The organism is Cupriavidus malaysiensis, from assembly GCF_001854325.1.
GTDB classification, from domain to species: domain Bacteria; phylum Pseudomonadota; class Gammaproteobacteria; order Burkholderiales; family Burkholderiaceae; genus Cupriavidus; species Cupriavidus malaysiensis.
This window is the reverse complement of sequence record NZ_CP017755.1, coordinates 2,820,797-2,846,821: the sequence shown is the minus strand read 5'-3', so window position 1 is coordinate 2,846,821 and position 26,025 is coordinate 2,820,797. Positions and strand designations below refer to the sequence as shown.

Here is a 26,025-nt window from a genome sequence, read left to right as displayed (position 1 = left end):
TCGCGCCCCGGCTCAGGGCCGTGCCGGCGCCGGCGCCGGCACGGTAGCCGCCGCCGCGCGCGTGCCCGCCGCCGGCGGCATGGCGCCGACGTAGGGCGCATCGGTGAGCGCGCGCAGGAAGGCGACGATGTCGTCGACGTCCTGCTCGCTGAGCGCGGGCGCCATGCCGGGCGGGCGGTTCATCGGCATCGAGTTGACATTGATGTTGGCGCGGTAGGCCGCCGGCACGTCGTCGAAGGTCGGGGCGCCGTGGTACCAGCGGCGCGGATCGGTCGAGCGCGTGTTGTAGAAGGCCACCGCGTCGCGCAGCGAGCCGAACACGCCGTTGTGCATGAGGCGCTGGCGTACGGCGACATTACGCAGGCCGGGCGTGCGCAGGTAGCCGCACCACTGCGTGGGTTCGGGCCAGCGCAGCCTGCGCGCGCTGTCGCACAGGCCGTTGTCGAAGTGGCGCGCGTCGCGGTTGGCGGGCAGGGCGCGGTTGCGCGGCACCGCGATGGCGTCGTAGCCGAAGTCCGTGAAGAGCGAGCGCTCGGGCCGGCGGGCGGTGTCCGACAGCGTGTGGCAGCTCATGCAGTTGCCCTTGTCCGGGCTCTTGAACAGCGCCAGGCCGCGCTGCTCCTGCGCGCTCAGCGGCGTGCCGCGGCGCAGGTAGTCGTCGAAGCGCGAGCTGAAGGGCGCCATCTCGTCGCTCTGCAGGTAGGCCTGCAGCGCCTCGCCGAGGGCGCGCACCAGGCGCTCGGGATCGTGCCGCACCGCCGCGCCGAAGCGCGCGGCCAGCGCCGGCGCCAGCTCGGTCCGGTTGACCTTGCGCAGCAGGGCGGCCGGCGAGCCGTTGTTCATCTCGTTGGGGTCGAACAGCGGGCCGCGCGCCTGCTCGGCCAGCGTGTCGGCGCGGCCGTCGGCGAACAGCCCGCCGAAGGGCACCGGCTGCAGCGCATCGTCATCCTGGTAGAAGTGGCGGCGCGGCACGTAGCGCACGTAGAGCAGCGAGGGCGCGTTGCGCAGGCTGAAGCGTCCCGGCCGGCTGCCTTGCGGCACGCCCGGGCCCTGCAGCGCGGCCGGCGAAAGCGTGGGCGAGAAGGCACGCGCGGGGTCGTGGCAGCCGGCACAGGACTGGCCGCGCGGCTCGGACAGGCGCGCGTCGAAGAAGATGCGCCGGCCCAGCGCGGCCAGCCCGGCGTCCGCGCGGAACACCGCGGCTGCGGGATCCACCTTGGCGGCCACCTGCGGCGTGCCTGCGCCGATGACCGCCACCACGCGCGCGGGAGGTGCGCCCGGCAGCAGCGTGACGCCGGCCGCCGCCGCCGCCGGAGCGCCGTGCGCGGCGGTGCCGGCCAGCGCCAGCGCCGCCGCCAGGCCTGCCGCGCTCAGGGCGCGACGAAGCCGCTCTTGTCGCATGCCAGGCTGCTGCCGGTCTGCGTGCAGGTGGTGAGCAGCTTGCCCGCCACGGTGTAGGACTTGAACAGCCAGCCTTTGGCAGGGGAGGCGCGGCGTTCCATCAGCATGAAGCCGAAGCTGCTGTGATGGGTGATCTTGTCCAGCGTCGTACCGGGTGCGGGCAGGATGCCGGCGGGCAGCGGGTCGGGCAGGGCCACGTCCAGGTTGTCGCCGCCGTTGCCCGAGACGATGGTGGCGGGGTGCGTGGAAGCGAAGTTGATGGCCTGGAAGTCATGCACGTGGCCGTGCAGCGCTACCTGCACGCCGGTCGGGTAGTAGGCGGTACCGTTCAGGTCGGTCATCACCGATTGCATGGCGAGGTTGCCCGGGGCCGGATTGGCGCCGGCCACCGGCGCAAAGGCCAGGATCGGATGGTGGTTGGTGAAGATGGTGGTGCTCATGCCCGTCTTGCCCGCCATCGCTGCCACCGACTGCAGCTGTTTGCGATAGACCTGGAACTGCGCATCGGTGGTCTTCAGCGCGGCCTTGCCCACCTTGGCCGTATCGAACACGATCACCTGCGATTCGCTGCCCAGCGTCACCGCATACGGTTCCGAATAGTTGGCGGTGTTGTCGTCGGCCGGGTTGTCGCAGGAGGTGGCGCTGGCGTAGGGGCGCGTATCGAGGAAGCGGTACCAGCCCTGGCCGGCGCGCGCGCATTCTTCGTGGTTGCCGCGCACCATGATCCAGGGCGCCTTGGCCAGCAGCGGCGCGGCGGGCTTGAACAGGTCGGCCTGCCAGGTGTCCCAGCCATAGCCCCACGGGCTGCCCTTGCAGCCGGCGATGTCGTCGGGGCAGGCGTTCTCGCGGTAGTGGTAGTCGCCGATATGCAGCACCAGGTCGGGGTTGAAGCCGGCGGCGGTGGTGGCAAGCGCGGCGAACGGCCAGGCGGTGCCGTCGCTGCAGGGCTGGTAGGCGTTGTCGGCCTTCTTCAGGCGGCAGCCGGTATCGGCCAGCACCAGGATGCGCTGTGGCTCGGCCTTGGGCAGCGGCAGCTTCTGGCCGGCCACGCTGGCCGTGGCGGCGCCGGCCGGCAGCTTCGCTTCGCAGACATTGACGGGGAAGCTGGACGGCTTGGAGTCGGCCGGAGCGCTCGCGGTGGTGCGCAGGGGCACGGTGCCGGCGGCCACGCGCAGCGTCATGCGGCTGGCCTTGCCATCCACGGTCAGCAGCGGGCAGGAGGCGTTGGGGTCGGCGCTGCCGGAGGCCGGCAGCGGCGCGCTGTAGCTGGTGATGGCGCGGGCGATGGCCTGGTTGTCCTCGCCGAGCACCACCCAGGCGGACTGGATGTTGGCGCTCACGCTGGCGGCGTCGCCCAACGGCTGCGGCTGCGGTTGCGGCTGGGTGGCGATGGGCGCCGTCGCGCTTTCGCCGGATGGATTGTCGCTGCCGCAGCCATACAGCATGCCTGCGGTGGTCAGCGCGGCGAGTACGGCCAGCAGGCCGCCCCTTTCTTGTGTGCGCATGGGTTCCTCCCTGATCGGAGCCGGCAAGGTAGCCCATCACTGTGAAAGAAAGATGACGCTCTGTTCGCGCGAGCAGTCAGGCAGGCCGCGAGTTGCGGCGAGCGGCGGGCGCCGCCGGGTCAGCGCGCGGGGGCCCGCCGGCGTGTGCCGCGACCGGATGCGCTGGTCTCGTCGGCCGCGCCAGCCCCGCCGGCTTCGCCAGCCACCGCGCGCAGCGTGTCCGGGAAGGCCCGCACCTGGTCGGCGAAGAAGCGCCGCTCGGCCGGGCGCAGCGCCCTGACCTGCCGGGCCAGGCGCTCGATGGCAGCGCAGGCCGCGCGGCTGCCGCCTTCTTCGCGGGTCAGGTGCCAGGCGGATTCCAGCAGCAGGTTGGCCAGCTGCAGCGCGCCGAGGCGGGCATGGCCGCTGTCGTGTTCTTCGATGGCGAAGGCCGCCGCCGAGGACCAGCGCACGAAGCCCTTGGCCGGCGCCAGCGGCGCGTGGAAGGGGCGCAGGGCTTCGACCGCGTCCGCCACGCGCAGCGGCTGCTGCGCGCGGAAGGCCGCCACGCTGCCGTCGGCCGGGCGGCAGTTGCCGCGCGCCACGCGCAACAGGAAGATGAGGTTCCAGGCCGAGCCGCCGCCGACGCCGAAGCGGTCGCAGATCCATTCGGACAGGCCGAGCCAGCGCATCGCCTGGCACTGCACGGCGGCCGGCGCGAGTGCGCGCTCACCATCGATCAGGCCGTGCTGCCAGAACAGCCACAGGCACCAGCCGAGGTTGGCCGCGGCATGCTGCGCGGCTTCCACCGAGTCGGCCTCGTAGGCGGCCTGCAGCGCGCCTGAGAAGGCGGCCAGGGCCGCCTGCGCGGCCTTGGCGCCGGCCGTGCTCCGGCGCCGCGGCTGGCGCGCGCCGGACGGCGCCGGCTGCGTGGCGGCGATGGCGTCGTGCTTGTGCAGCAGCGCGCCGAGGTTCAGGTACTCGAAGCGCACGCGCGGGTTGTAGCGCAGCACCGGCCGCAGCGCGCGCGCCGCGGCCAGGCTGTCCAGCTCGGCGCGTGCCGCGGCGGTGTCGCCGCGCGCATAGCGCTCCCAGCCGCGCACCACGTGGGCCATCGCGGCGAAGGTGGGCAGCGACTGGCTGAGGCCGCCGCCGATGACGATACGGTCGAAGCGGTACAGCGCGGCGCGGCAGCGCTCCAGTTCATCGTTGCGGCGCCAGGCCAGGCTCTCCTTGAGCAGTACCAGGGCATGCTGGAAATCGTCGCTGGCACAGCGCCGCGCGGCCTGGAAGGCGGCCGCCATGCCGCTGTCCGGGCTGCCGGGCGCGCCCATGCGCAGGCCGCGCATGGCGTGGGTCAGGTGGTTCCAGAAGGCCGGCTCGGCCAGGGCATAGCCGAGTCCCGCCGGGGCCGCCGCGACATCCTGCGCCTCGCCGCCCGGTGCCGCCGCCGAGGCCAGGTCGAGATAGCGGGCCAGTGCCGCGCGTCCGGCGCGCTTGCCGTCCAGCATGAAGGCGAGGCGGCGGCCCGCGCCGGGCGCGAGCCAGAACGGGCCCTGGCTGCGCCGTGCCGGATCGAGGCGGGCGGGCGCCGTGCCGCGCTCCAGGCCCCAGCCGACCGCTACCTGCCAGCGGCGGAAGTCGGCAAAGGCGCGCGACACCGGCATGCGGATATCGGCCGCGCGCGCAAAGCGCGCCCGCACCGTGGCGGCCGTCACGCCGTCCTCGCCGGCCAGCTGCGCGTAGCGCAGCCGCGCCAGCAGCCAGACCGACTGGGGCCGGGCAGGCTGCCCATCGACGCGGCAGGGCGGGGACAGGTCGACGATCAGGGGGGGCGGGCGAAGGGGCATGGGCGAGGCGCGGACGTGGCGCGGGCTCGATGCCGCCCGCGCCGGCTGCCCCGCATCTTACGGCATGCCGCCGGCCGCTCCTGCGCCGCGCCGACGCAGCGCTACTGGACCACGATCGACAGCGTGCTGCCGGCCGGTACCTGTACGGCTTCCTTGTAGGTGCCGCTGACCGCCTTGCGCACCACCGGGAAGCTGGCGTAGGCCTGCAGCATGGCCGGCACGGTGCTGGCCAGCGTGCGCTGGGCCGCCAGCGTGGCCGGGTCGATCGCGGGGAGCGTGAAGCCGCTGTCGGCGCGCAGCGGATAGCCGTAGCCGGAGGGCGTCTGCGCGGCGCTCATCAGGGCCCCCGTGGTGGCGCCCCAGCGCGTCAGCTGGTCCACCACGCCCGAGTCCGGCTGCACCGACTTGATGGCGGCATCCAGCGAGGCCAGCGAATCCATGCTGCTGGCGCTGGTCAGCAGGTTCTTGTAGAAGGCCAGGCCGAGCTGCCGGTTGAGGAAGCCGCCGAAGGAGCCCGACACGGAGTAGCTCTCGCAGCTGCCCGAGAACGGCGTCCAGACCGTCAGGCCGCAGTCGTAGCTGCCGCCGCCGTAGGCGATGTAGTCCGGCAGGCGGACATCGCGGATGGCGTTGTAGCTCGGGTCGATGGTGAAGTCGGCGAAGTCTTCCATCATCATCGCCGTGGCTTCCTCGAGCCAGGTCGAGAACGCGTAGAGCGGGCCCATGCTGATGCTGCGGCGGTAGAAATTCTGCATATGCAGGCTTTCGTGCGCCATGGTGGTCAGGATGGTCTGCACGCCCCGGCTGCCGCCGAGGTAGAGCGTCTCCGAATCGAGGTACAGCGAGACCGACTGGTTGCTCAGCGGCGTGGTGCTGCTGTTGACGAAGTTGTTCATCGCCCAGAAGTAGCCGACCAGGCCGTAGGGGGCGTTGTTGCGGTCGAAGTTCATGACCACCAGGTCGATCGGCTGTCCGCTGCCGGCGATCAGGTTGTTGTAGTTGTGCGGCCCCCAGACCGGCCCGCCCACCGTGCGCAGCATGTCATAGATGCCGCCGGCGCGGGCGTAGGTCGAGCCCAGCGTGCTGACCAGGGCCGGCGTCACCATGCCGGGGCCGGACTCGCTGTTCTCCACCCACAGGTTGATGACGGCGCCGTCCGAGCCGGTCCACTGGCCCTGCAGCGTGGCGCTGCGCACCGAGCCGTCCTTGTAGTACCAGTCGCGCGTGCTGCCGAGCGCGGCCGGCGTGACGCTGGCCGCGGACTGCACGGACAGGCGCGGCGCGTTGGCGGCGGTGGCGAGCCTGGCCCAGCCGCTGCGGTTGAAGTCGCTGATATCGGTGCGCGCGCTTTCTGCGCTCTGTCCGGCCTGCTGGATGGTGCGGGACGGCTCGACCAGCGACGCGACCGCCAGCGTGATCGGCGGCATCGTCGCCGCTGCCGAACTGGTGTTGGTGAGCACCAGCGTGACATCCTGCCCGGTCAGCCCGGCGATGCTGACCGGCACGGTGGCCGTATCGCTGCCGTCATTGCTGCCCTGCCAGACGCCGATGCCGGAGCCGGCATAGGTGTGCGGGCCGAGCGCGCTGCAACCGTTGCAGGCGGCCGCCATGGTGACCTGCTGCGTGGTCGTGTCGGTCGGCGACGAGGTCGCTGTGGTGCCGCTGCCGTTCCTGCTGCCGGCGCTGTCATCGCCGCCACCGCCGCAGGCGGCCAGCACCAGGCAGGACAGCAAGCCGGCCAGTGCGCCGCGCAAGGCGGGGCGTCGTATCGTTGCGACGGCATGGGTGTCGGGGCATGCTTGTGGCCGCTGGCCTGCATGGCATGCACACGGGTTGGTTGACCCCACGAGCCGGTGATTTCCCTGCAATGAATGCATGGGTCTCTCCCTTGTTAGCTTTCACGTTGGGCAGGTGTCGGGGCGCGCGCGGTTTGCTCCTGCTGAAAGGGGTTATCGGCAGCGGAAGCGCGGGGGTTGAAGGCCGCGAAGAGGGGATTGAAGTGGCCGTGGCGCCACAGTGGCCAGGCGACGGGCGCACCGCGGCGCGCTCCGTTGTGTGTCGGTGCGTGTTGGTGCGTGTCAGTGCGTGTCAGTGCGTGTCAGTGCGTGTCGGTACGTGTCGGTACGTGTCGGTCGCGTCAGTGCGCGTCAGTGCGCGCGGGTGCGTCTCAGTGCGCGAGCTGCGCCAGCACGGCGTTCAGCGAGGACAGGCCGATCTCGATCAGGTGCAGCATGTAGGTGCCCATCTGCGGCATCACCAGCGACATCACCAGGAGGCCGCCCGCCAGCGTGACCGGGAAGCCGACGGCGAAGATCGACAACTGCGGCGAGGCACGGTTGAGGATGCCCATGGCCAGGTTCAGCGTGAGCAGGGCCGCGATCAGCGGCAGGGCCAGCAGCAGCCCGGAGGAGAAGATCGTGCCGCCGGCGCGCGCCACCGCCAGCCAGCCCTGGCCCGACAGCGGCGTGCCGCCGATCGGCAGGCTGTTGAAGCTGTCGACCAGCGTGGCCAGCATCACCAGGTGTCCGTCCATCGCCAGGAAGATCAGCATGGCCACGACGTTGAGGAAGCTCCCCAGCACCATGGTCTGGCCGCCGGCGCTGCGGTCGAAGAAGGTGGCGAAGGACAGGCCCATCTGCAGGCCGATGATCTCGCCGGCGGACTGCACCGCGGCGAACACCAGCCGCATGGTGAAGCCGGTGGCCAGGCCGATGCCGACCTCGTTGACGATGATCAGCAGGCCGTCATAGGAAAACACCGGTACCACCGGCACCTCGCCGATGGTCGGCGCGACGATGGCGGCGAGCGCCATGCCCAGGCCGAGCTTGACGCGGCGCGGAATCGACGCCTCGCTGAACAGCGGTGCCGCGCTGAACAGGCCAAGCAGGCGGAACAGCGGCCACAGGAAGGTCGCGATCCAGGTGTAGAGCTGGACCGAGGTGACGTTCAGCACGGGGCGGCCGTCAGTGCACCAGTCCCGGGATGCCCTGGAAGACTTCGCGCATGTAGTCGACGAAGGTGTTGATCATCCAGGGGCCGGCCAGCACCATGGTGGCGAACAGGGCCACCAGCTTGGGGATGAACGACAGCGTCATCTCGTTGATCTGCGTGGCGGCCTGGAACAGGCTGACCACCAGGCCGGCGGCCAGCGCCACCAGCAGCAGCGGCGCCGCCAGCAGCAGCGTCATCTTCATCGCCTGGGTGGCGATGGTCATCACGGTCTCGGGAGTCATGTCGGAAGCCTGGCGCGTGCCGCGGTGGGACGGATCGGACGGTTGGGACGGTCGGTGCCGTCGGGCGGATCAGTTCAGGAAGCTCTGCGCGAGCGAGCCCAGCAGCAGCTGCCAGCCGTCGACCAGCACGAAGAGCATCAGCTTGAACGGCAGCGAGATGGTGGCCGGCGGCACCATCATCATCCCCATGGCCATCAGCACGCTGGCCACGACCAGGTCGATGATCAGGAAGGGAATGAAGATGGTGAAGCCGATCTGGAAGGCGGTCTTCAGCTCGCTGGTGACGAAGGCAGGCACGAGGATGGACAGCGGCACATCCTCGGGGCCCTGCATCTCGGGAGTCTTGGCCATCTGCGCGAACAGGGCCAGGTCCTTCTCGCGCGTCTGCTTCATCATGAAGCTCTTGAGCGGCACGCTGGCCTTGGCGGCGGCGTCTTCCAGGCTCAGCTTGTTTTCCGCCAGCGGCTTGTAGGCATCGTTGTAGATGCGGTCGAAGACCGGCGACATCACGAAGAAGGTCAGGAACAGCGCCAGCCCCACCAGCACCTGGTTGGGCGGCGAGCTGGCGGTGCCCATCGCGCTGCGCAGCAGGCCCAGCACGATGATGATGCGGGTGAAGCCCGTCATCATCAGCATGGCCGCCGGCAGGAAGGACAGTGAGGTCAGCAGGACCAGCGTCTGCACCGACAGCGACCAGATCTGGCCGCCGCCCGGTGCCGGCTTGCTGATCACGCCGGGCAGTGCCTGCGCGCCCGCCAGCGCGGGGGAGAGCGCCAGCGCGGCACCCGCCGCGCACAGCAGCGCCGGCAGCAACAGGGAAGAGTACCGGCGGCGTGGCGCCGCCGGAGCATGCAGGGGAATCATGACTTCAGGTTTTCCTGCATCGAGCGCAGCAGTTTCTCGGTGAAGCTGCTGGCCGAGGTCGTTTCGGCACGCGCGGCCTCGGCACGCTGCGCGGGCAGCGTATGGAGGGTGCGGATCTCGCCGGGGCTGACGCCCAGCACCAGCCAGGTATCGCCGACCTCGACCAGCACCAGGCGCTGGCGCGCGCCGAGCATGGCGCTGCCGATCGTGCGCATGACGCCGGCCTGGCCCTGCCGCACCAGGCCGGAGCGGCGCGCGAACCAGGCCAGCGCCAGGATCAGCGCGATGACGCAGAACAGTCCCAGGCCGAGCTGGGCGAGGCTGGCGGCCGCGCCGCTGCCGGCGTGGGCCGTCGCCTCGGAGGCGGCCGGGGCGAAGGCGTGAGCCGCGGGCGGCAGCAGGAGCAGCGCGCTTGGCGTCGCCTTGTCCCGCCACCGCCGGCGCACGCACACACTCACACTCATTTGTTCAGCTTCCGGATGCGCTCGGACGGCGTGATGATGTCGGTCAGGCGGATGCCGAACTTGTCGTTGACCACCACCACTTCGCCCTGGGCGATCAGGTAGCCGTTGACCAGCACGTCCATCGGCTCGCCGGCCAGGCCGTCGAGCTCCACCACCGAGCCCTGCGCGAGTTGCAGCAGGTTCTTGATGGGCACCTTGGTGCGGCCCAGCTCCACCGTCAGCTGCACCGGGATGTCGAGGATCATCCCGATATCGTTGTGGAAGCCGGTCGGGGCCTCCTGGGCCAGCGGGGGGAAGACGGTGGCCGCGGCGGGCGCGGCTACCGGCGTGCTCGCCTCGGCGGCAGCGGTGGCGCTGGTCTGCTCAGCCAGCGCGCTGGCCCAGTCGTCCATCGGGTCGACCGGCTTGTCCTCTTTGCCGTCAGTCATGATCGGTTTCCTTGTTGGAATCGCTTTCTTGGTGATTGAGCATCCGTTCCACGCGCAGCGAGTACTGGCCGTTCATGGTGCCGTAGCCGCACTGCATCACGGGCACGCCGTCGACCTTGCCGAAGATCATCTCCGGCAGCTCGATCGGCAGCACGTCGCCGGCGCGCAGCGCCAGCACGTCGGCCACGCTGCTCTGCACATGGGTGAACTCGGCGACCAGTTCCACTTCGGCCGCGCGCAGTTGCTGGGAAAGTTGCTGGAGCCAGCGCTTGTCGACCTCGACCTCGTCCTGCAGCGGGTTCATCAGCAGGTCGCGCACCGGCTCGATCATCGAGTACGGGAAGCAGACGTGCATCTGCCCGCCCACCGCTCCCAGTTCGATATGGAAGGCGGTGGTCACCACCACCTCGTTGGGGATGGCGATGTTGGCGAACTTGGTGTGCATTTCCGAGCGGACGTATTCGAACTCGATCGGGTGCACGGTGCGCCAGGCGTGGCCGTAGCTCTCCAGGGTCAGGTCGAGCATGCGCCGGATGATGCGCTGCTCGGTCTGGGTGAAATCGCGGCCTTCCACGCGGGTGTGGAAGCGGCCGTCGCCGCCGAACAGGTTGTCGACGACGAGGAAGACCAGGTTCGGGTCCAGCACGAACAGCGCGGTGCCCCGCAGCGGCTTCATGTGGACCAGGTTCAGGTTGGTCGGCACCGGCAGGTTGCGCACGAACTCGCCGTACTTCTCGATGCGCACCGAGCCGACCGAGATGTCGGCGCCGCGGCGGATGAAGTTGAACAGCGCGGTGCGCAGCTGGCGCGCGAAGCGCTCGTTGATGATCTCGAGCGTGTGCAGCCGGCCGCGGACGATGCGTTCCTGCGTGGCCAGGTTGTACGGGCGCACGCCGTCTTCCGAGACGGCGGTGCCGGCATCTTCGGTCGTGTCCGTTTCACCGGTCACGCCCTTGAGTAGTTCGTCTACCTCGTCCTGCGAAAGGAACTTGTCGTAGGCCATCTAGTGTCCTGCCCCATGAGCGGCTGATTGGTCGAAGCGCTTGGATTCCGGCTCAGCCCGCCCGCTGCCGGCTGGCGGGCCGGCGGATCGGAGACGAGGCGGGTGGCGGCTTCATATCGGATTGGCTCGCGGGGCAGGGCATCGGCCTACTGCACCACGAAGGAAGTAAACAGAACATCCACGATCTTCTGCGGCGGCAAGCCCTTGGTGAACGGTTCGGTCAGCGCGCGCTGCAGTTCCTGCGCCAGCTGCCGCTTGCCCTCGACCGTGGCCAGTTCCTCCGGCCGCTTGGCCGAGAGCAGCAGCAGGATGCGGCTGCGCACCTCGGGCAGGTAGGCCGTCAGGCGCGTGCGCGAATCCTCGTCCGCCACCTTCAGCGACATCGCCGTGTGCAGGAAACGCTCGCCATCCTCGCTCTTGAGGTTGACCGTGAAGGCGTCCAGCGGCACGAAGATGGGCGGCGGGATGACGGGCGCGGCCGGCGCCGCCGGCTGCCGGTTGCTGAGCAGGCTGCCGAGGAAAAAGCCTCCAGCGCCCAGGACTGCGACCAGCACGGCGCCGATCAGCAGTAGCCGGCCGCGCTTGTTCGTGTTGCCGCCGGCCTGGGAGGGGGAAAGCGTGTTCGCCATGAGAAGCCTGTCTTGGAATGCCCTGCCATTCTTGTGGGAATCAGCGGCAGGCAAAGGGTCGAAAAAAAGGGCGAAACCCGGTCAGATCGACCGTTTGAGGCGGACGGATCGGGTCATGCGCGGTACGGATCGCATATGCATCAGGTTAACGAATGCCGCAAGCGGAACTTGAGCGGGACCCGGCGGCGCACCGGGTGGTTGCCAGCCGGACGGCATGACCGCATGTCTGTTGCGGATGCCGGCGGACTGCCGATCTTGTGCTGCCAGTCAGGCGGTGTTCCGGTATTTCAGGCGGCGCAGGGAGAGTGAGCGCTCTCTATGGGGGGCGGTCTTGGTCGGCTTACTCTTATATAAGATATAAGACATTTGACCTTGGGCGCACTTAGCCTTACAATCGCGTAGCCACGCGTTTTTTTGAAACCCTATTACATAGCAGGTTCCCATGCTTGATACCTATCGCGCCCATGTCGCCGAACGCGCCGCGCTCGGCATTCCTCCGCTGCCGCTGACCGCCAAGCAGACCGCCGACCTGATCGAACTGCTGAAGAATCCGCCGGCCGGCGAGGAGCAGGTCCTGGTCGACCTGATCACGCACCGGGTGCCCGCAGGCGTGGACGACGCCGCCAAGGTCAAGGCCTCCTACCTGGCCGCCGTGGCGCTGGGCAAGGAAACCTGCGCACTGATCAGCCGCGCCAAGGCGACCGAGCTGCTGGGTACCATGCTGGGTGGCTACAACATCTCCCCGCTGATCGAGCTGCTGGACGACGCCGAAGTGGGTGGCGTGGCCGCCGACGCGCTGAAGAAGACCCTGCTGATGTTCGATGCCTTCCACGACGTCAAGGAAAAGGCCGACCAGGGCAACGCCAACGCCAAGGCCGTGCTGCAGAGCTGGGCCGACGCCGAATGGTTCACCAGCCGTCCGGAAGTGCCGCAGAGCCTGACCATCACCGTGTTCAAGGTGCCGGGCGAAACCAATACCGACGACCTGTCGCCGGCCCCGGACGCCACCACCCGTCCCGACATCCCGATGCACGCGCTGGCGATGCTGAAGAACAAGCGCGAAGGCGCTGCGTTCCAGCCCGAGGAAGATGGCAAGCGCGGCCCGGTCAAGTTCATCGAGTCGCTGAAGGACAAGGGCCACCTGGTCGCCTACGTGGGCGACGTGGTCGGTACCGGTTCCTCGCGCAAGTCCGCCACCAACTCGGTGCTGTGGTTCACCGGCGAAGACATCCCCTTCGTGCCGAACAAGCGCTTCGGCGGCGTGTGCCTGGGCAGCAAGATCGCCCCGATCTTCTACAACACCATGGAAGACGCCGGCGCGCTGCCGATCGAGCTGGACGTGTCGAAGATGGAAATGGGCGACGTGGTCGAACTGCGTCCCTATGACGGCAAGGCCCTGAAGAACGGCGAAGTGATCGCCGAGTTCAAGGTCAAGTCCGACGTGCTGTTCGACGAAGTGCGCGCCGGCGGCCGCATTCCGCTGATCGTCGGCCGCGGCCTGACCGCCAAGGCGCGCGAAGCGCTGGGCCTGGCCCCGTCGACGCTGTTCCGCCTGCCGCAGAACCCGGTCGACACCGGCAAGGGTTTCACCCTGGCGCAGAAGATGGTCGGCCGCGCCTGCGGCCTGGCCGAAGGCAAGGGCATCCGTCCGGGCACCTACTGCGAACCGAAGATGACCTCGGTGGGCTCGCAGGACACCACCGGCCCGATGACCCGCGACGAGCTGAAGGACCTGGCCTGCCTGGGCTTCTCCGCCGACCTGGTGATGCAGTCGTTCTGCCACACCGCGGCCTATCCGAAGCCTGTGGACGTCAAGACCCACCACACCCTGCCGCAGTTCATCAGCACCCGCGGCGGCATCTCGCTGCGCCCGGGCGACGGCGTGATTCACTCGTGGCTGAACCGCATGCTGCTGCCCGACACCGTCGGCACCGGCGGCGACTCGCACACCCGCTTCCCGATCGGCATCAGCTTCCCGGCCGGCTCGGGCCTGGTGGCCTTCGCTGCCGCCACCGGCGTGATGCCGCTGGACATGCCGGAATCGGTGCTGGTGCGCTTCAAGGGCAAGATGCAGCCCGGCGTGACCCTGCGTGACCTGGTCAACGCGATCCCGCTGTACGCCATCAAGCAAGGCCTGCTGACCGTGGCCAAGCAAGGCAAGAAGAACATCTTCTCCGGCCGCATCCTGGAAATCGAAGGCCTGCCCGACCTGAAGGTCGAGCAAGCGTTCGAACTGTCCGACGCCTCCGCCGAGCGTTCGGCCGCCGGTTGCACCGTGCGCCTGAACAAGGAACCGATCATCGAGTACATCAACAGCAACATCACGCTGCTGAAGTGGATGATCGCCGAGGGCTACCAGGACCCGCGCAGCCTGCAGCGCCGCATCAAGGCCATGGAGGCATGGCTGGCCGATCCGAAGCTGCTGGAGCCGGACGCCGACGCCGACTACGCCGCCGTGATCGAGATCGACCTGGCCGACGTGCACGAGCCCATCGTGGCCTGCCCGAACGACCCGGACGACGTCAAGACCCTGTCGGACGTGGCTGGCGCCAAGATCGACGAAGTCTTCATCGGCTCGTGCATGACCAACATCGGCCACTTCCGCGCGGCCTCCAAGCTGCTGGAAGGCAAGCGTGACATCCCCGTCAAGCTGTGGGTCGCGCCGCCGACCAAGATGGACCAGAAGCAGCTGACCGAGGAAGGCCACTACGGTGTGTTCGGCACCGCCGGCGCGCGTACCGAAATGCCGGGCTGCTCGCTGTGCATGGGCAACCAGGCCCAGGTGCGCGAAGGTGCCACGGTGATGTCGACCTCGACCCGCAACTTCCCCAACCGCCTCGGCAAGAACACCAATGTGTACCTGGGTTCGGCCGAACTGGCAGCCATCTGCTCGCGCCTGGGCCGCATCCCGAGCAAGGACGAGTACATGGCCGACATCGGCGTGATCAACGCCAACGGCGACAAGATCTACAAGTACATGAACTTCGACCAGATCGAAGACTTCAAGGAAGTCGCGGACACGGTGTCGGTGTAAGCCGGCCCGCCCGCACACAGCGGTAAGCAGGTGAACGGCCCCGCGCGCAAGCGCGGGGCCGTTTTCTTTCGGCGGGCGGCCGCGGCAGCGCCCTCCCGCCACGGTCAGGCGCGCGGCGCCGCACGCGGCATGCCCGCCGCGGCGGGCATCATCCGCACGATCTGCACCATCCGCACTATCCGCACCGTCCGATTTCAGCGATCCGTTGGACTAGGCTGGATGGATCGCATCGGCGCGCTCCACCGGAGCGCCAGCCGCGCGCGGCTGGCGATTGAGTTGCCGTAGCCGTCCGCGAACGGCCGGTCCGAAGGACCGGCCAAGCCGCCATTCAGCCAGGCAGTGTCGAAGCGCGCAATCCGGGGCGCAATCCGCCGCGCATCCGCGCGTCCCTCAGAACTTGTGGCGGATGCCCACGCCCAGGCTGTCGCCGTGCGACTGCCCGCTCAGCTTGTCGTAGAAGTAGGCCGCATAGAGGTCGGTGCGCTTCGACAGGTTGTAGTCGTAGGCGATGCCCACGGTATTGCGGTTGAAATCGCCCACATTGTTCTTGGTCTTGTCATAGGCATACGACACCAGCACGCTGCCCGCCCCGATCGGTACCGAGGCGCCGAGCTGGCCGTTGGTGTGCTTGATGTCGCCGATTGTGTTGTTGACGTTGGACTTGATGTACTGGCCCTGCGCGAACAGCTTGACCACCTTGAAGTCGTAGGACAGGCCGACCTGCACGGCGTTCTGCTTGTCGAAGCCCGCCAGCGCCGCCGGCGAGGTCACGTCGCCCGGCACGCTGTTGAACTTGACCTGCTGGAAGGCCACGGTGGCGGCGAAGGGGCCGTTGAAGTAGAGCACGTTGCCGCCCCACTTGTTCTTGCCGTTGTCGCCCGCCTGCTCGCCGAAGGCGTAGATGAAGTTGGCGGTGAGCCCGCCGAAGTTGGGCGTGGAGTAGACCAGCGAGTTGCTCCAGCCCGAGTCGCCGATGATGCCGGGGTCGTAGACGGCGCCGCTGCGCGCGGTGAAGTAGGTGTGGAAGATCGACGGCGCGAACACATAGGAATCCACCAGCGGGTTGAACAGGATGGTGGAGATGAAATACGGCGTGGTGTTGCGGCCCAGCCGGATGGTGCCCGCCTTGTCGCTCTGCAGGCCGACGAAGGCGCTGCGGCTGAACATGGTGTCGCCGGTGAAGCGGCCCATCGCGCCCTGGTCGGCGCGGTAGAAGCCGTTCAGGTCGAAGATGGTCTTCAGCCCGTTGCCGAGGTCCTCGGTGCCCTTGATGCCCCAGTAGGACGTCTGCATGCCGCCCGCGCCGACCTGCCAGGCACGCTGGCCGCCGGCTGCGCGCGAGCTGCCGACATAGGTGTCGACCTGGCCGTAGAGCGTGACGCTGGACTGTGCCATGGCGCCCGCGCTGGCCAGCAGCGCGGCGGCGGTGGCCAGCAGGGCCTTGCCGGTGGTGGCGCGCAGCCTGGCGTGCGGACGGGTGCGGGGGTGGGGCTGGAACTGGAACATGGAGGACTCCCTGGTCGTGGTTGCGATGGTTCAGGCAAAAGCTCCCCCGCGCCGGCCGGTCGCGCGGAGGCGGACCGGTGCCGGCTGGCTCTTGCCGTGGTGACGGCGCGAGGGGGCGTCAGGAGGGGGGCGGCGCGGTACTAGCCGGCGCGGCGCATACCGTGTGGCGGGCTGCCGGCGCGCCGCGGGCGGATGGCGACGAGGGTGGCGGCGAGGATGGTGCTGAGGGTGGCGGTAGCGTGGGTGGCGGGCATGGCGGCTCGTCCTGCGTCGGTCTTATGGTTTCCCCTGCATTGCGCGCAGGTGGCTGCTGTCGGCGCCGGTCGCCAGGCGGCGGTGCCGGTTCGTGTCGGGTCCAGTTTGCGGAATTCGCCTGCGCGCAACCAGCACTATTTTTGGCTCATGGCGCGCGCAAAATGTGTGCGCGGCGCGCACCGTGGCGCGGCATGCCGCGCCACGGTCTCAGGCCGCCTGTCTCAGGGGCTGGTGCAGACCCGCCAGCGAGGCCTTGAGGTGCTCGGCGAAGGCAGCCACCGCGGGCGGCAGCGCACGGCCCTTGCGCGTGGCCAGCACCAGGCGGCCGGCGCACAGCTCGGGGTCGCTCAGCGGCAGCGCGTGCAGCGTGCCCGCGCGCGCCTCGCGCAGCGTGCCCGCCTGGAACTGGAAGCAGATCGCACCGGTCTCGCGCGCGAAACTCTTCAGCATCTCCACGCTGCTGGCCTGCAGCATCACGCGCAGGCTCAGGCGGTTGCGCGCGCAGATGGCGTCGATCAGGCGCCGGCTGCCGAAGCACTCCGGGCCCAGCGCGACCGGATACGGCTGGCAGTCGGCCAGGCGCAAGGTGCTGCGGCCGGCCAGCGGATGGTCGGGCCGCAGCATCGCGCAGAAGGGTTGCGACGATACCGCCAGTTCCTGCAGCAGCGGCGAGGCGGGCGGATCGTGGGTCAGCAGCAGGTCGGTCTCGTCCTCGCGCAAGGCCGCCAGCAGGTCGCCGGTGCCGGCCACCGTGACGCGGAACTGCACGCCCGGATAGCGGGCCTGGTAGCGGCCGATCGCCTCCGGCAGGAAGTCGTTGGCGACCGATTCGGCGGCGCCCAGGCGCACGCTGCCGCGCACCAGTCCGCGCAGCTGCGACATCTGCGCGGCGGCGGCATCGAGATCGGCCAGGCTGCGGCGGATGGTGGCGACCAGCACCTCGCCGGCGGCGGTCAGCCGCACGCCGCGCGGCAGGCGCTCGAACAGGGCGGTGCCGATCTGTTCCTCGACTTCGAGGATCTTGCGGTTGAGGGCGGTGGAGGCCACGTGCAGCTGGGCCGCGGCCTTGCGGATGGAACCGTGGCGGGCCACCGCGTCGAGGTAGAGATAGAGTCTGGGCGGGTGCAGCATCGGTGCGTGCGGACGAGGCCGTGTGAGAGCGTTGTGCTCTCACTAGCAGGGAGCGTGCCAGGCCCCGGCGCAGCGGCGGGCGCCTCAGCGCGCCCGGCGGAAGGTCAGGTTGATGCGTTCGTGCCCGCACAGAGGATGGTCGCCGTCCGCCAGCGGCGCCACGCCGTGGTAGGCGAGCCGCGACGGACCGCCCCACACCACCACGTCGCCATGGGCCAGGCGCACGCGCGCGGTGCGGTCGGTGCGTTGCAGGCCGCCGAACAGGAAGGTGGCGGGCAGGCCCAGCGAGACCGACACGATCGGCGCGCGCAGGTCGCGCTCGTCGCGGTCCTGGTGCAGCGACAGGCGGGTGCCGGGCAGGTAGCGGTTGACCAGGCAGGCATCCGGCGCGAAGCCGGCGAAACCGGCCGCCTGCGCGGCCTCGGCCGCGAGGGTGCGGAACGGCTCCGGCATGGCCGGCCAGGGCTGCCCGCTGAGCGGGTCGGCCGGCTCGTAGCGGTAGCCCCGCGCGTCCGACACCCAGCCGAAGCTGCCGCAGTTGGTCATGGCCACCGACATGCGCTGCCCCCCCGGCGTGACGAGGTGGCGCCAGGGCGCGCTCGCCGTGATGCGGGCCACCGCCTCCAGCAGCGCCGGCGCGGCGGCATGGGCGAAGGCGCGCAGGATCACCGCGCCGGCCGCGAGGGGCTCGGTATGCGGGGTTTCGGGGAGGAGATCGTCGAAGAGGTCGAAGGTCATGGCTGCACGCGGCACGGCGCGCCGGGTGCGGCGCCGCCGTTCGTCACTGCCATGATACCGGCGCCCGGCGCGGCCGGGCAGGCGGGAAGGGGGCCGGAAGGGGGCGGGAAGGGTGGGGGCGGCGGGTACCGTTTCCGGCACCCGCGGTCACCCGCCGGTGCTCAGGCGAAGGTGTCGATCTCGCCGCGCGCGAGCTGGCGGACCGGCACGGTCACGGTCTGCACGGGCGCGTTGCTGTCGCCCACGCCGGCCAGCCGGGCGAAGCCGCCGCTCGAGGCCTGGCGTTGCTGGGACTGGCCGTTGCCGGGCTGCTGGCCGGCGAAGCTGTCGGCGCCGACCGAGGTCTGGCCCAGCTGGATGCCGCTTTCGGCCAGCGAGGTGCGCAGTTGCGGCAGCGCCGCTTCCACCGCCGCGCGTACGGCCTGGTGCGGCGAGACGAACTGGGCCTGGGCCTGGTCGTTGACCACGTTCAGCACGACCTTCAGCGGCCCGAGGTTGGGCGGATTGAGGTCGAGCTCGGCGGTGTGGCTGCCTTGCGTGGTCAGGCGCACCATCTGCTGGCCCAGCGCCTGCGGCCACTGCGCGTCGCCGAGCGGCGGCGATACCGCCAGCGGGGCGGCCTGCGCCGCCGTCGCGGCAGGCTGGGCGGCCTGCGTACCGCCGGCCTGGACACCGGCCATCGCGGCGAAGGTGGCGGCGTCCATGCTCTTCGCCGTGTCGGTGGCGGCGGTCTTGGCGCCAGCGGCCGTGGTGGCGGCGCCGGCGCCGGTCACGGCGGCGCTCGGCGCGGTGGCGGCCTGGGCCGCACCCTTGGCGCCATCGCCCGGTGCGGCCGTGGCGGCCAGCGCCGTGCCCTGGGTGCCCGTCGTCGTGCCCGTGCCGTTCTTGCCGGCCTGGCCTGCCAGCAAGGCCTGCAGCGGGTCCTGCTTGCCGGTGGCGGTGGCGGTGGCTGCGGCGGGTTTGGCGTCCTGCGCAGCGCTGACCGACGGGGCCTGGGCCGCGTCGGCGTCGTCCGCATTGCCGGCCGTCGCGGTGGCATTGCCCTGCAGCGCCGCCCGCTGCGAGGCGATCGCCGCCAGCGTGGTGGCGGCCGCATTGCCTGCCGCGGCGCTGCCGTTGCCGCCGGCGCCCGGCAGTGCCGCCGCATCGCCGCCGCTGCCCGCCTGGAGCTTGCCGTCGGGAAGCGCAGCCGTGGCCGCATGGAACGGCGTCATCTGCGCCGCGGCCAGGGCCGCCAGGGCGGCGCTGTCGGGCATGGCGGCCTGCGCGGCGTCGACCGCGCTGTCGTCGTCCTGGTCCTTGCCAGCGGCGCCTGGCTTGGCCGCGGTCGTGCCGGATGCATTGCCAGGCGCCTGCGCGGCGGCGGCCTGCGAGCTGGACGGGGCCGCCTGCTGGGCCTTGCCCGCGTTGCTGTCCGCCGTCGACGCGGCCGCGTTGCCGGACTGGCTGCTGCTACCGGTGCTGGCGTTGTTTCCGCCGTTGCTGCTGCTGCTGCTGCTGCTGTTGCTGTTGCTGTTGCTGTTGCTGTTGCTGCTGCCACCGTTGTCGCGCGCCTTGGCGAGCGCGTCGCCGAAGCCCGCGCCGTTGCTGTTGCCGCTGGCGCCGGCCGATCCGTTGGCGGTGCCGGTCGTGCCGGCGGCATTGCTGGCGTTGCCGGTGTTGCTGGTGTTGCTGGTGTTGGCGGCGTTGGCCAGCTTGGCGATGCCGGCGGTAATCTGGCTGATGTCGATCATGTCTTCGTCGTCGTCGGGCGCAGGTGCGGCGGCGCCTGCTTGGCTTTCGTTCTTAGTCCTGGCGGTGGCTTGCGGCGCGCGCCAGGCGGGCGGCGTACTCGTCGTTGGCGCGTTGCTCGCGGCGCGCGCCGGCGGCCTGCTCGCGCGCCTCGGCGCGTGCCACCAGCGTGTCGAAGGAGTTCTGGCGCCGCTTCTGCGACTGCCAGTTGGCGCGCCCGGTCAGCAGTGCCGCTTCGGCCTGGGCCAGGGCCTGGCCCTGCTGGCGGATCGCGCCGTCGAGAGAGGTCAGGAACTGCGCGTAGTCCTGCCAGCGCGTGGCCGTCATGCCGTCCTGCGCCATCGCCTGCATGCGCGCCCGGTATTCCTCGCGGTACTTGTTCAGCGCGGCGAGCTGCTGTTCGGCCTGGGTGCGCAGCCCTTGCAGGCGGCCGAGTTCGCGCGTCGCGGCCTCGGTGTCGTTCTGGGCCAGGTCGGCCAGCAGGTTGAGCGGGGTGGGCTTGGCCATGTTCACTCCTATTCGAAGAGAGCGGACAGCTGGTCGATCGAGCCGTCATAGTCGGCGCGTTCGTGGATGTCCTGCTGCAGGAAGGCTTCCATGCGCGGATGCATCTGGATGGCCAGGTCCAGTTCGTGGTCGTGGCCGGGTGCGTAGGCGCCGACGCTGATCAGGTCGCGGTTGCGCTGGTAACGCGACATCAGCTGCTTGAAGCGCCGCACCTTGGAGAACTGGGCCGGGGTGATCAGCGCGGTCATGGCGCGGCTGATCGAGGCTTCGACGTCGATGGCCGGATAGTGGCCGGCTTCCGCCAGGCTGCGCGACAGCACGATGTGGCCGTCGAGAATGGCGCGCGCGGAGTCGGCGATCGGGTCCTGCTGGTCATCGCCTTCGGCCAGCACGGTATAGAAGGCGGTGATCGAGCCGCCGCCCTCCGGGCCGTTGCCGGTGCGCTCCACCAGCGTGGGCAGCTTGGCGAAGACCGAGGGCGGGTAGCCCTTGGTGGCCGGCGGCTCGCCGATGGCCAGCGCGATCTCGCGCTGGGCCATCGCATAGCGCGTCAGCGAATCCATGATCAGCAGCACGTGCCGGCCCTGGTCGCGGAAGTACTCGGCCAGCCGGGTCGCGTAGGCGGCGCCCTGCATGCGCAGCAGCGGCGAGGTGTCGGCCGGCGCCGCCACCACCACCGAGCGGGCGCGGCCTTCGGCGCCGAGGATGTTCTCGATGAAGTCCTTCACCTCGCGGCCGCGTTCGCCGATCAGGCCGACCACGATGACCTCGGCGCTGGTGTAGCGGGCCATCATGCCCAGCAGCACGCTCTTGCCCACGCCGGAGCCGGCGAACAGGCCCATGCGCTGGCCGCGTCCCACCGTCAGCATGCCGTTGATGGCGCGCACGCCGGTATCCAGCACCGTCTCGATCGGCGCGCGGTCGAGCGGGTTGATCTGCGTGCCTGCCAGCGGCACTTCCTGGGCGGCGCTGATCGGGCCCAGGCCATCGAGCGGGCGTCCGGCCGCGTCGAGCACGCGCCCGAGCAGGCCTTCGCCGACCGGCAGGCGCTTGGAGCCGGGCTCGCGCGGGGCATGGTCGCCCGGCGGCAGCGGCGAGGGTTCGAGCGGGTAGACCCGTGCGCCGGGCAGCAGGCCGGTCACGTCCGATTGCGGCATCAGGAACAGGCGGTCGGCACCGAAGCCCACCACTTCGGCCTCGGCGGTGCGGCGGCCCTGGCCGTCGCGCTGGCCGGCCGGCAGTTCGATCAGGCAGTCGCTGCCCACCGGCAGGCGCAGCCCGACCGCTTCGAGCACCAGGCCGGCGGCGCGCGTCAGCCGGCCGCAGTTGCGGATGCTGTTGATCTCGGCCAGGCGGGCGCGCGCGCCGTTGAGCGTGTCGCGCCAGTGCTGGCTGTGCAGGATCGGCGCCTCGAGGCGCTCGGCGCTGTCAGCCATGCGGGGGCTCCCAGCTGTCGGCGCGGCCCAGCGCCTTGACCACGCGGCTCCAGCGCGTGGCCAGCGTGGCGTCGAGTTCGCCGCTGGCCGCGCTGGCCACGCAGCCGCCGCGCTCGATGCCGCCGTCGGCGCGCACCGTCCAGCCGGCGGCTTCCAGCTCGCCGCTCAGGTGCGTTTCCACCAGGGCCACGTCGTCGGGGTGCAGCAGCAGGCAGGGCGAGCCCGACAGCGCCGGTTCGGTGGCCAGCAGTTCGCGCACTGCCGGCAGGACCATGGCCGGATCGGCCACGACCGTGCCGCGCACCAGCTGGCGCGCCACGTCCAGCGCCAGCGACAGCAGGGTCTGCGCGACTTCCTCGTCCAGGTGCGTCAGGGCGCCGCGGAAGGTGCCGGCCAGTTCCTGCAGGCGGGCGGCCTCGCCGCGCGCCAGTTCGAGCCCGCGCGCATAGCCTTCGCGGTGGCCGTCGCCATAGCCCTGGGTCTGGCCCTGGGCGTAGCCCTGGGCATAGCCTTCCTTGCGCGCGCCTTCGCGCATGGCATCGATCGCCTCGAAATCGATCGGCGGCGGCGCGGGTTCGAACGGCAGCGGCGGCGGAGGCGGCGGCAGGTCGTCGCGCGGATCGAGCGAGCGCATCTTCCAGCGCCGCCAGTCGCCGCGCCCCGCCGCGGCCGGGGCCGGCTGCGGATCGAGGGCGGAGAAGTCGGGCTGCGGCGCCGGCCGGAAGGCCGGCGTGAAGCCGTCGGCCTGCGCCTCGCGGCGCGGCTCCGGCCCGGCGGACAGCCGGTAGGCGTGCGGATCGGGGCGCTTAAACGTAGGCATCGTCGCCACCGCCGATCTGGACTTCGCCTGCTTCCGCCAGGCGTCTCACCACCTGCAGGATCGCCTTCTGCTCGGTCTCGACCTGCGACACGCGCACCGGGCCCAGCGCATCGAGGTCCTCGCGCAGCATTTCGCCGGCGCGGGTCGACATATTGCGGATGAACTTGTCGCGCAGCTCCTGCGGCGCGCCCTTGAGCGCGACGATGAGCGATTCGGTGGCGATTTCCTTGAGCACGCGCTGGATGCCGCGGTCGTCGACCTGCAGCAGGTTCTCGAACAGGAACATCTCGTCGATGATCTTCTGTGCGAGGTCGCTGTCGTGCTGGCGCACGCCGTCGATCACCGCTTCCTCGTGCGCCGTGCTCATCAGGTTGATGATCTCGGCCGCGGTGCGCACGCCGCCCATGCGGCTGCGCTTCAGGCTCTGGCCCGCCAGCAGCTTGGTCAGCACGTCGGTCAGTTCCTGCAGCGCGCCCGGCTGCACGCCGCCGAAGGTGGCGATACGCAGGATCACGTCGTTGCGCAGGCGGTCGGTGAACATGCCCAGCACCTCGGACGACTTCTGGCGGTCCAGGTGGATCAGGATGGTGGCGATGATCTGCGGGTGTTCGTCGCGGATCAGCTCGGCCACCGAAGTCGAATCCATCCAGTTCAGCGAATCGATGCCGCCGCCCGGATCGCGCGACTCGAGGATGTCCTCGATGATCGAGCCGGCACGCTCCTCGCCCAGCGCCTTGTTCAGCACGCTGCGGATGAAGGCGCCGGAATCGACGTTCAGCGCCAGGTACTGTTCGGTCTCGTCGCGGAAATCACCCAGCACCTCGGCCATCTGCTCGCGCGTGACCGCGCTGAGGTCGGCCATGGCCGAGCCCAGGGTCTGCACCTCGCGCGGCGACAGGTGCTTGAACACTTCGGCGGCCGCGTCCTCGCCGATCGCCATCATCAGGATGGCGCTCTTCTGCAAGCCGTTATTTGTCGTCATTGGCAATCCAGTTCTTGATCACGCTGGCCACCAGGCGGGGATCGCGCTGCGCGGCGTCGCGCACCAGGGCGAGATCGCTCTCGTACTTGGCCGTGAGGCGCAGGGTCTCGGGATTGGCCTGTTCCTCGGCAGGCAGCAGGACCGCTTCGCCGCTTTCGGGCTCGGCCGGTGCCGGCAGCGGCGGCGCGGTGTACTTGCGCAGCACCGGGCGCGCCACCTTGAACCAGAGGAACATCGCCAGCAGTGCCAGCATCAGGTAGCCGGCCAGTGTCTTGGCGAGTTCGATCATGTCGGGCTGTTTCCACAGCGGCAGTTCCGGCGTCTCGTCGCGCGGCTGGGTGAAGGGGCTGTTGACCACGTTGAGCGAGTCGCCGCGGTCGCCGGAGTAGCCCATGGCTTCCTTGGTCAGGTTCTCGATCTGCTTGAGCTGGGTCGCCGGCAGCGCCTCCGCCACGGTCTTGCCGTTGGCGCCGGTCTTCTGGCGGTAATTGACGATCACCGCCACCGACAGGCGGCGCACGCCGCCCGGCGACTGCTGCACGTGGCGCACGCTGCGGTCGAGTTCGTAATTGGTGGTGGTGTCGCGGCGGCTGTTGCTCGGGCCGCTCGACTGCGTGCTGGCCGTGGCGGCCTGGGCCGGCTGCTGGGCGGCCTGGCCAGGCTGGCCGGGCTGGCCAGGCTGGCCCGGACGCTGCGCCTGCGCGGTGGCGATGGGGGCGGTGGCCGCCGGGGGCGGCTGGTTCGACAGCGCGCCGGGCACGCCGCCGACCGGCGTCGAGCCTTGCGAGGACGACTCGCTGGTCTGCTGGCTGCGCACGGCCGCGTTGGCCGGGTCCTGGTTGGGCTTGTACGACTCGTCGGTGTGCTCGACGATGGAGAAGTCGACGTCGGCCGTGACCTGCGCATGCACATTGCCCTGGCCCACGATGGGCGAGAGGATGGCTTCGATGCGCTGGGCATAGCCCTGTTCCAGCGTCTGCACGTACTTGAGCTGGGTCGCGTCCAGCAGGCGCTGGTTGTCGCCGCTGCCCGACAGCAGGTTGCCGTGCTGGTCGACGATGGAGATGGCCTTGGGGGTCAGTTCCGGCACGCTGGAGGAAACCAGGTGGCCGATCGCCGCGACCTGGCCCTCGTCGATGGCGCGGCCGGGATAGAGCTGCAGTACCACCGAGGCGGTCGGCTTCTGGCGCTCGCGCACGAACAGCGTGGGCTTGGGGATGGCCAGGTGCACGCGCGCCGACTGCACGGCGGAGATCGACTCGATCGAGCGTGCCAGCTCGCCTTCCAGGGCGCGCTGGTAGTTGACCTGTTCGGCGAACTGGCTGATGCCGAACTTCTGCGCATCCATCAGTTCCATGCCGGTGTTGCCGCTCTTGGGCAGGCCTTGCGAGGCCAGGCGCAGCCTGGTCTCCGGCACCTTGTCGGCGGGCACCATGATGGCGCCGCCACCCTCGGCGAACTTGTACGGCACGTTCATCTGCTGCAGCGAGGCGATCACCGCGCCACCGTCGCGCTCCGACAGGTTGCTGTACAGCACCCGGTAGTCGGGGCTGCGCGACCACAGCACCCCCACGGCGATCGCCGCGGCGAGCGCCGCGCCACCCAGCATCAGCGGCAGGCGCGGGTTGGCCTTGAGGCGCTCGACCAGCTCAGCGCGGCTGGGCAGCGTGGCGGCCGCGGTCATGCGCCGGTCTCCAGGCCGGCGCCGGTCCGGCTGCCGGGCTTGCCGCCGCTGGCGCCGGCCAGGGTGGCGGCATCGATGTGGCTCAGATCACGCTGCAGAAAAAACACGCGTACTCCCCGCGGTAGTTGGTCATTTGGCGTACCGGCGGCACGGCGTGGCGGATAGTCCGCGCCATGGACGGCACGCTAGCGATGATCGGCGACGAAGGGGGCGGACAATCGGGCGAATAGCATGGGTTTTCCACCCGAATTCAGCGCATGCGTGCGGCGGGGGGGCGGGTACGCTTCGGCATCGTCGAAGGCCTGGATCGTGCGTGTCCAGGCCTTAATGTGATGTTTGAGACGCAATTCTGGAGCGGTAGAGCGCCATGAGCACCATTTCCCCTATCGAAGGCATGCTGCAGCAGCTGCGCGGGCTGGCCCAGGCGGCCGGTGGCGGGTCGCCCGCCGACACCACCGCGCTGCAGTCGGGCGGCTTCGCCGGCGAGCTGCAGCGCTCGCTCAAGCGCATCAACGCGGTGCAGGAGCATGCCTACGGCCTGGCCGAGGCCTTCGACATGGGCAAGCCCGGTGTCTCGCTCAACGACGTGATGATCGAGATGCAGAAGGCCAACATCTCCTTCCAGACCGGCGTGCAGGTACGCAACCGGCTGGTCACGGCGTATCAGGACATCATGAACATGACGGTCTGAGCACGGCCACGTTCCCGGCGCTGCCTGCTCCGGGTCCGTGGCGGCCGCAAGGGCGCCCCCGCGGCTGGCTGCGCGTTCCTGCCCCTCGTTCCCTTCATCGCATCTATTTCACCGGCGCTGGCGATCGGTACCGCTCCTGGCCGCCAGCCCGCTT

22 protein-coding genes are annotated in these 26,025 nt (G+C 70.2%); 2 read left to right on the top strand and 20 right to left on the bottom strand.

The window, feature by feature from the left end; genetic code table 11:
- Positions 1 to 12 precede the first annotated feature (12 nt).
- The 11 genes from BKK80_RS31995 to fliL form a co-directional block, all read right to left on the bottom strand.
- Entirely contained in the window at positions 13 to 1,401 is a 1,389-nt protein-coding gene (locus tag BKK80_RS31995; RefSeq protein ID WP_071072741.1) for a cytochrome-c peroxidase, read from the bottom strand.
- Positions 1,371 to 2,906 (bottom strand): metallophosphoesterase family protein, encoded by a 1,536-nt coding sequence (locus BKK80_RS31990; protein ID WP_083384401.1) that lies wholly within the window; start codon positions 2,904 to 2,906, stop codon positions 1,371 to 1,373. Before BKK80_RS31990 ends, BKK80_RS31995 begins: the two co-directional genes overlap by 31 nt.
- A gap of 119 nt (positions 2,907 to 3,025) precedes the next feature.
- A complete protein-coding gene (locus BKK80_RS31985; protein ID WP_071072739.1) occupies positions 3,026 to 4,735 on the bottom strand; it encodes a hypothetical protein in 1,710 nt (569 codons plus the stop codon).
- Between the two features lie 101 nt (positions 4,736 to 4,836).
- Positions 4,837 to 6,489, bottom strand: a complete 1,653-nt coding sequence (locus BKK80_RS31980) for a M30 family zinc metallopeptidase (protein WP_335582966.1) — start codon at positions 6,487 to 6,489, stop codon at positions 4,837 to 4,839.
- Between the two features lie 413 nt (positions 6,490 to 6,902).
- Positions 6,903 to 7,688, bottom strand: coding sequence for a flagellar biosynthetic protein FliR (fliR, locus tag BKK80_RS31975; protein WP_071018407.1), 786 nt, complete (start codon positions 7,686 to 7,688; stop codon positions 6,903 to 6,905).
- Positions 7,689 to 7,698: 10 nt separating this feature from the next.
- Positions 7,699 to 7,968, bottom strand: coding sequence for a flagellar biosynthesis protein FliQ (gene fliQ / locus BKK80_RS31970; RefSeq protein ID WP_071018409.1), 270 nt, complete (start codon positions 7,966 to 7,968; stop codon positions 7,699 to 7,701).
- Between the two features lie 69 nt (positions 7,969 to 8,037).
- Positions 8,038 to 8,832 carry a flagellar type III secretion system pore protein FliP gene (gene fliP, locus BKK80_RS31965; RefSeq protein WP_071018411.1) on the bottom strand — a complete coding sequence of 265 codons (795 nt, stop codon included), beginning with the start codon at positions 8,830 to 8,832 and terminating at the stop codon, positions 8,038 to 8,040.
- A complete protein-coding gene (gene fliO / locus BKK80_RS31960; protein ID WP_071038888.1) occupies positions 8,829 to 9,296 on the bottom strand; it encodes a flagellar biosynthetic protein FliO in 468 nt (155 codons plus the stop codon). Before fliO ends, fliP begins: the two co-directional genes overlap by 4 nt.
- Positions 9,293 to 9,724, bottom strand: coding sequence for a flagellar motor switch protein FliN (gene fliN / locus BKK80_RS31955; RefSeq protein WP_071018413.1), 432 nt, complete (start codon positions 9,722 to 9,724; stop codon positions 9,293 to 9,295). The genes fliO and fliN overlap by 4 nt, the downstream gene beginning before the upstream one ends.
- Entirely contained in the window at positions 9,717 to 10,727 is a 1,011-nt protein-coding gene (fliM, locus tag BKK80_RS31950; protein ID WP_071038886.1) for a flagellar motor switch protein FliM, read from the bottom strand. The genes fliN and fliM overlap by 8 nt, the downstream gene beginning before the upstream one ends.
- A gap of 146 nt (positions 10,728 to 10,873) precedes the next feature.
- On the bottom strand, positions 10,874 to 11,356 hold the full coding sequence (fliL, locus tag BKK80_RS31945) for a flagellar basal body-associated protein FliL (protein ID WP_071018417.1): 483 nt from the start codon (positions 11,354 to 11,356) through the stop codon (positions 10,874 to 10,876).
- Between the two features lie 442 nt (positions 11,357 to 11,798).
- On the opposite strand from fliL, the gene acnB reads away from it, so the two are divergent.
- Positions 11,799 to 14,390 (top strand): bifunctional aconitate hydratase 2/2-methylisocitrate dehydratase, encoded by a 2,592-nt coding sequence (acnB, locus tag BKK80_RS31940; protein WP_071038884.1) that lies wholly within the window; start codon positions 11,799 to 11,801, stop codon positions 14,388 to 14,390.
- A 390-nt stretch (positions 14,391 to 14,780) separates the two neighbouring features.
- On the opposite strand, the gene BKK80_RS31935 is transcribed toward acnB, so the two are convergent.
- The 9 genes from BKK80_RS31935 to fliF form a co-directional block, all read right to left on the bottom strand.
- On the bottom strand, positions 14,781 to 15,785 hold the full coding sequence (locus BKK80_RS31935) for a porin (RefSeq protein ID WP_231908236.1): 1,005 nt from the start codon (positions 15,783 to 15,785) through the stop codon (positions 14,781 to 14,783).
- 573 nt (positions 15,786 to 16,358) lie between these two features.
- The gene (locus BKK80_RS31930) at positions 16,359 to 17,282 is read right to left on the bottom strand and encodes a LysR family transcriptional regulator (RefSeq protein ID WP_071072737.1); all 924 of its coding nucleotides are present in this window, start codon (positions 17,280 to 17,282) and stop codon (positions 16,359 to 16,361) included.
- A gap of 84 nt (positions 17,283 to 17,366) precedes the next feature.
- A complete protein-coding gene (gene alkB, locus BKK80_RS31925; protein WP_071072734.1) occupies positions 17,367 to 18,020 on the bottom strand; it encodes a DNA oxidative demethylase AlkB in 654 nt (217 codons plus the stop codon).
- 161 nt (positions 18,021 to 18,181) lie between these two features.
- Positions 18,182 to 19,753, bottom strand: coding sequence for a flagellar hook-length control protein FliK (locus tag BKK80_RS31920; RefSeq protein ID WP_071072732.1), 1,572 nt, complete (start codon positions 19,751 to 19,753; stop codon positions 18,182 to 18,184).
- 52 nt (positions 19,754 to 19,805) lie between these two features.
- Entirely contained in the window at positions 19,806 to 20,258 is a 453-nt protein-coding gene (gene fliJ / locus BKK80_RS31915) for a flagellar export protein FliJ (RefSeq protein ID WP_071018425.1), read from the bottom strand.
- Positions 20,259 to 20,266: 8 nt separating this feature from the next.
- Positions 20,267 to 21,694 (bottom strand): flagellar protein export ATPase FliI, encoded by a 1,428-nt coding sequence (fliI, locus tag BKK80_RS31910; RefSeq protein ID WP_071018426.1) that lies wholly within the window; start codon positions 21,692 to 21,694, stop codon positions 20,267 to 20,269.
- Entirely contained in the window at positions 21,687 to 22,514 is an 828-nt protein-coding gene (gene fliH, locus BKK80_RS31905; protein WP_084545839.1) for a flagellar assembly protein FliH, read from the bottom strand. Before fliH ends, fliI begins: the two co-directional genes overlap by 8 nt.
- Positions 22,501 to 23,496 carry a flagellar motor switch protein FliG gene (fliG, locus tag BKK80_RS31900; RefSeq protein ID WP_071018428.1) on the bottom strand — a complete coding sequence of 332 codons (996 nt, stop codon included), beginning with the start codon at positions 23,494 to 23,496 and terminating at the stop codon, positions 22,501 to 22,503. The genes fliH and fliG overlap by 14 nt, the downstream gene beginning before the upstream one ends.
- Positions 23,483 to 25,180 (bottom strand): flagellar basal-body MS-ring/collar protein FliF, encoded by a 1,698-nt coding sequence (gene fliF, locus BKK80_RS31895; protein ID WP_071038869.1) that lies wholly within the window; start codon positions 25,178 to 25,180, stop codon positions 23,483 to 23,485. The genes fliG and fliF overlap by 14 nt, the downstream gene beginning before the upstream one ends.
- A gap of 367 nt (positions 25,181 to 25,547) precedes the next feature.
- Between fliF and fliE the strand changes: the two genes are divergently transcribed.
- Positions 25,548 to 25,871, top strand: a complete 324-nt coding sequence (fliE, locus tag BKK80_RS31890) for a flagellar hook-basal body complex protein FliE (protein WP_071018431.1) — start codon at positions 25,548 to 25,550, stop codon at positions 25,869 to 25,871.
- Positions 25,872 to 26,025 lie beyond the last annotated feature (154 nt).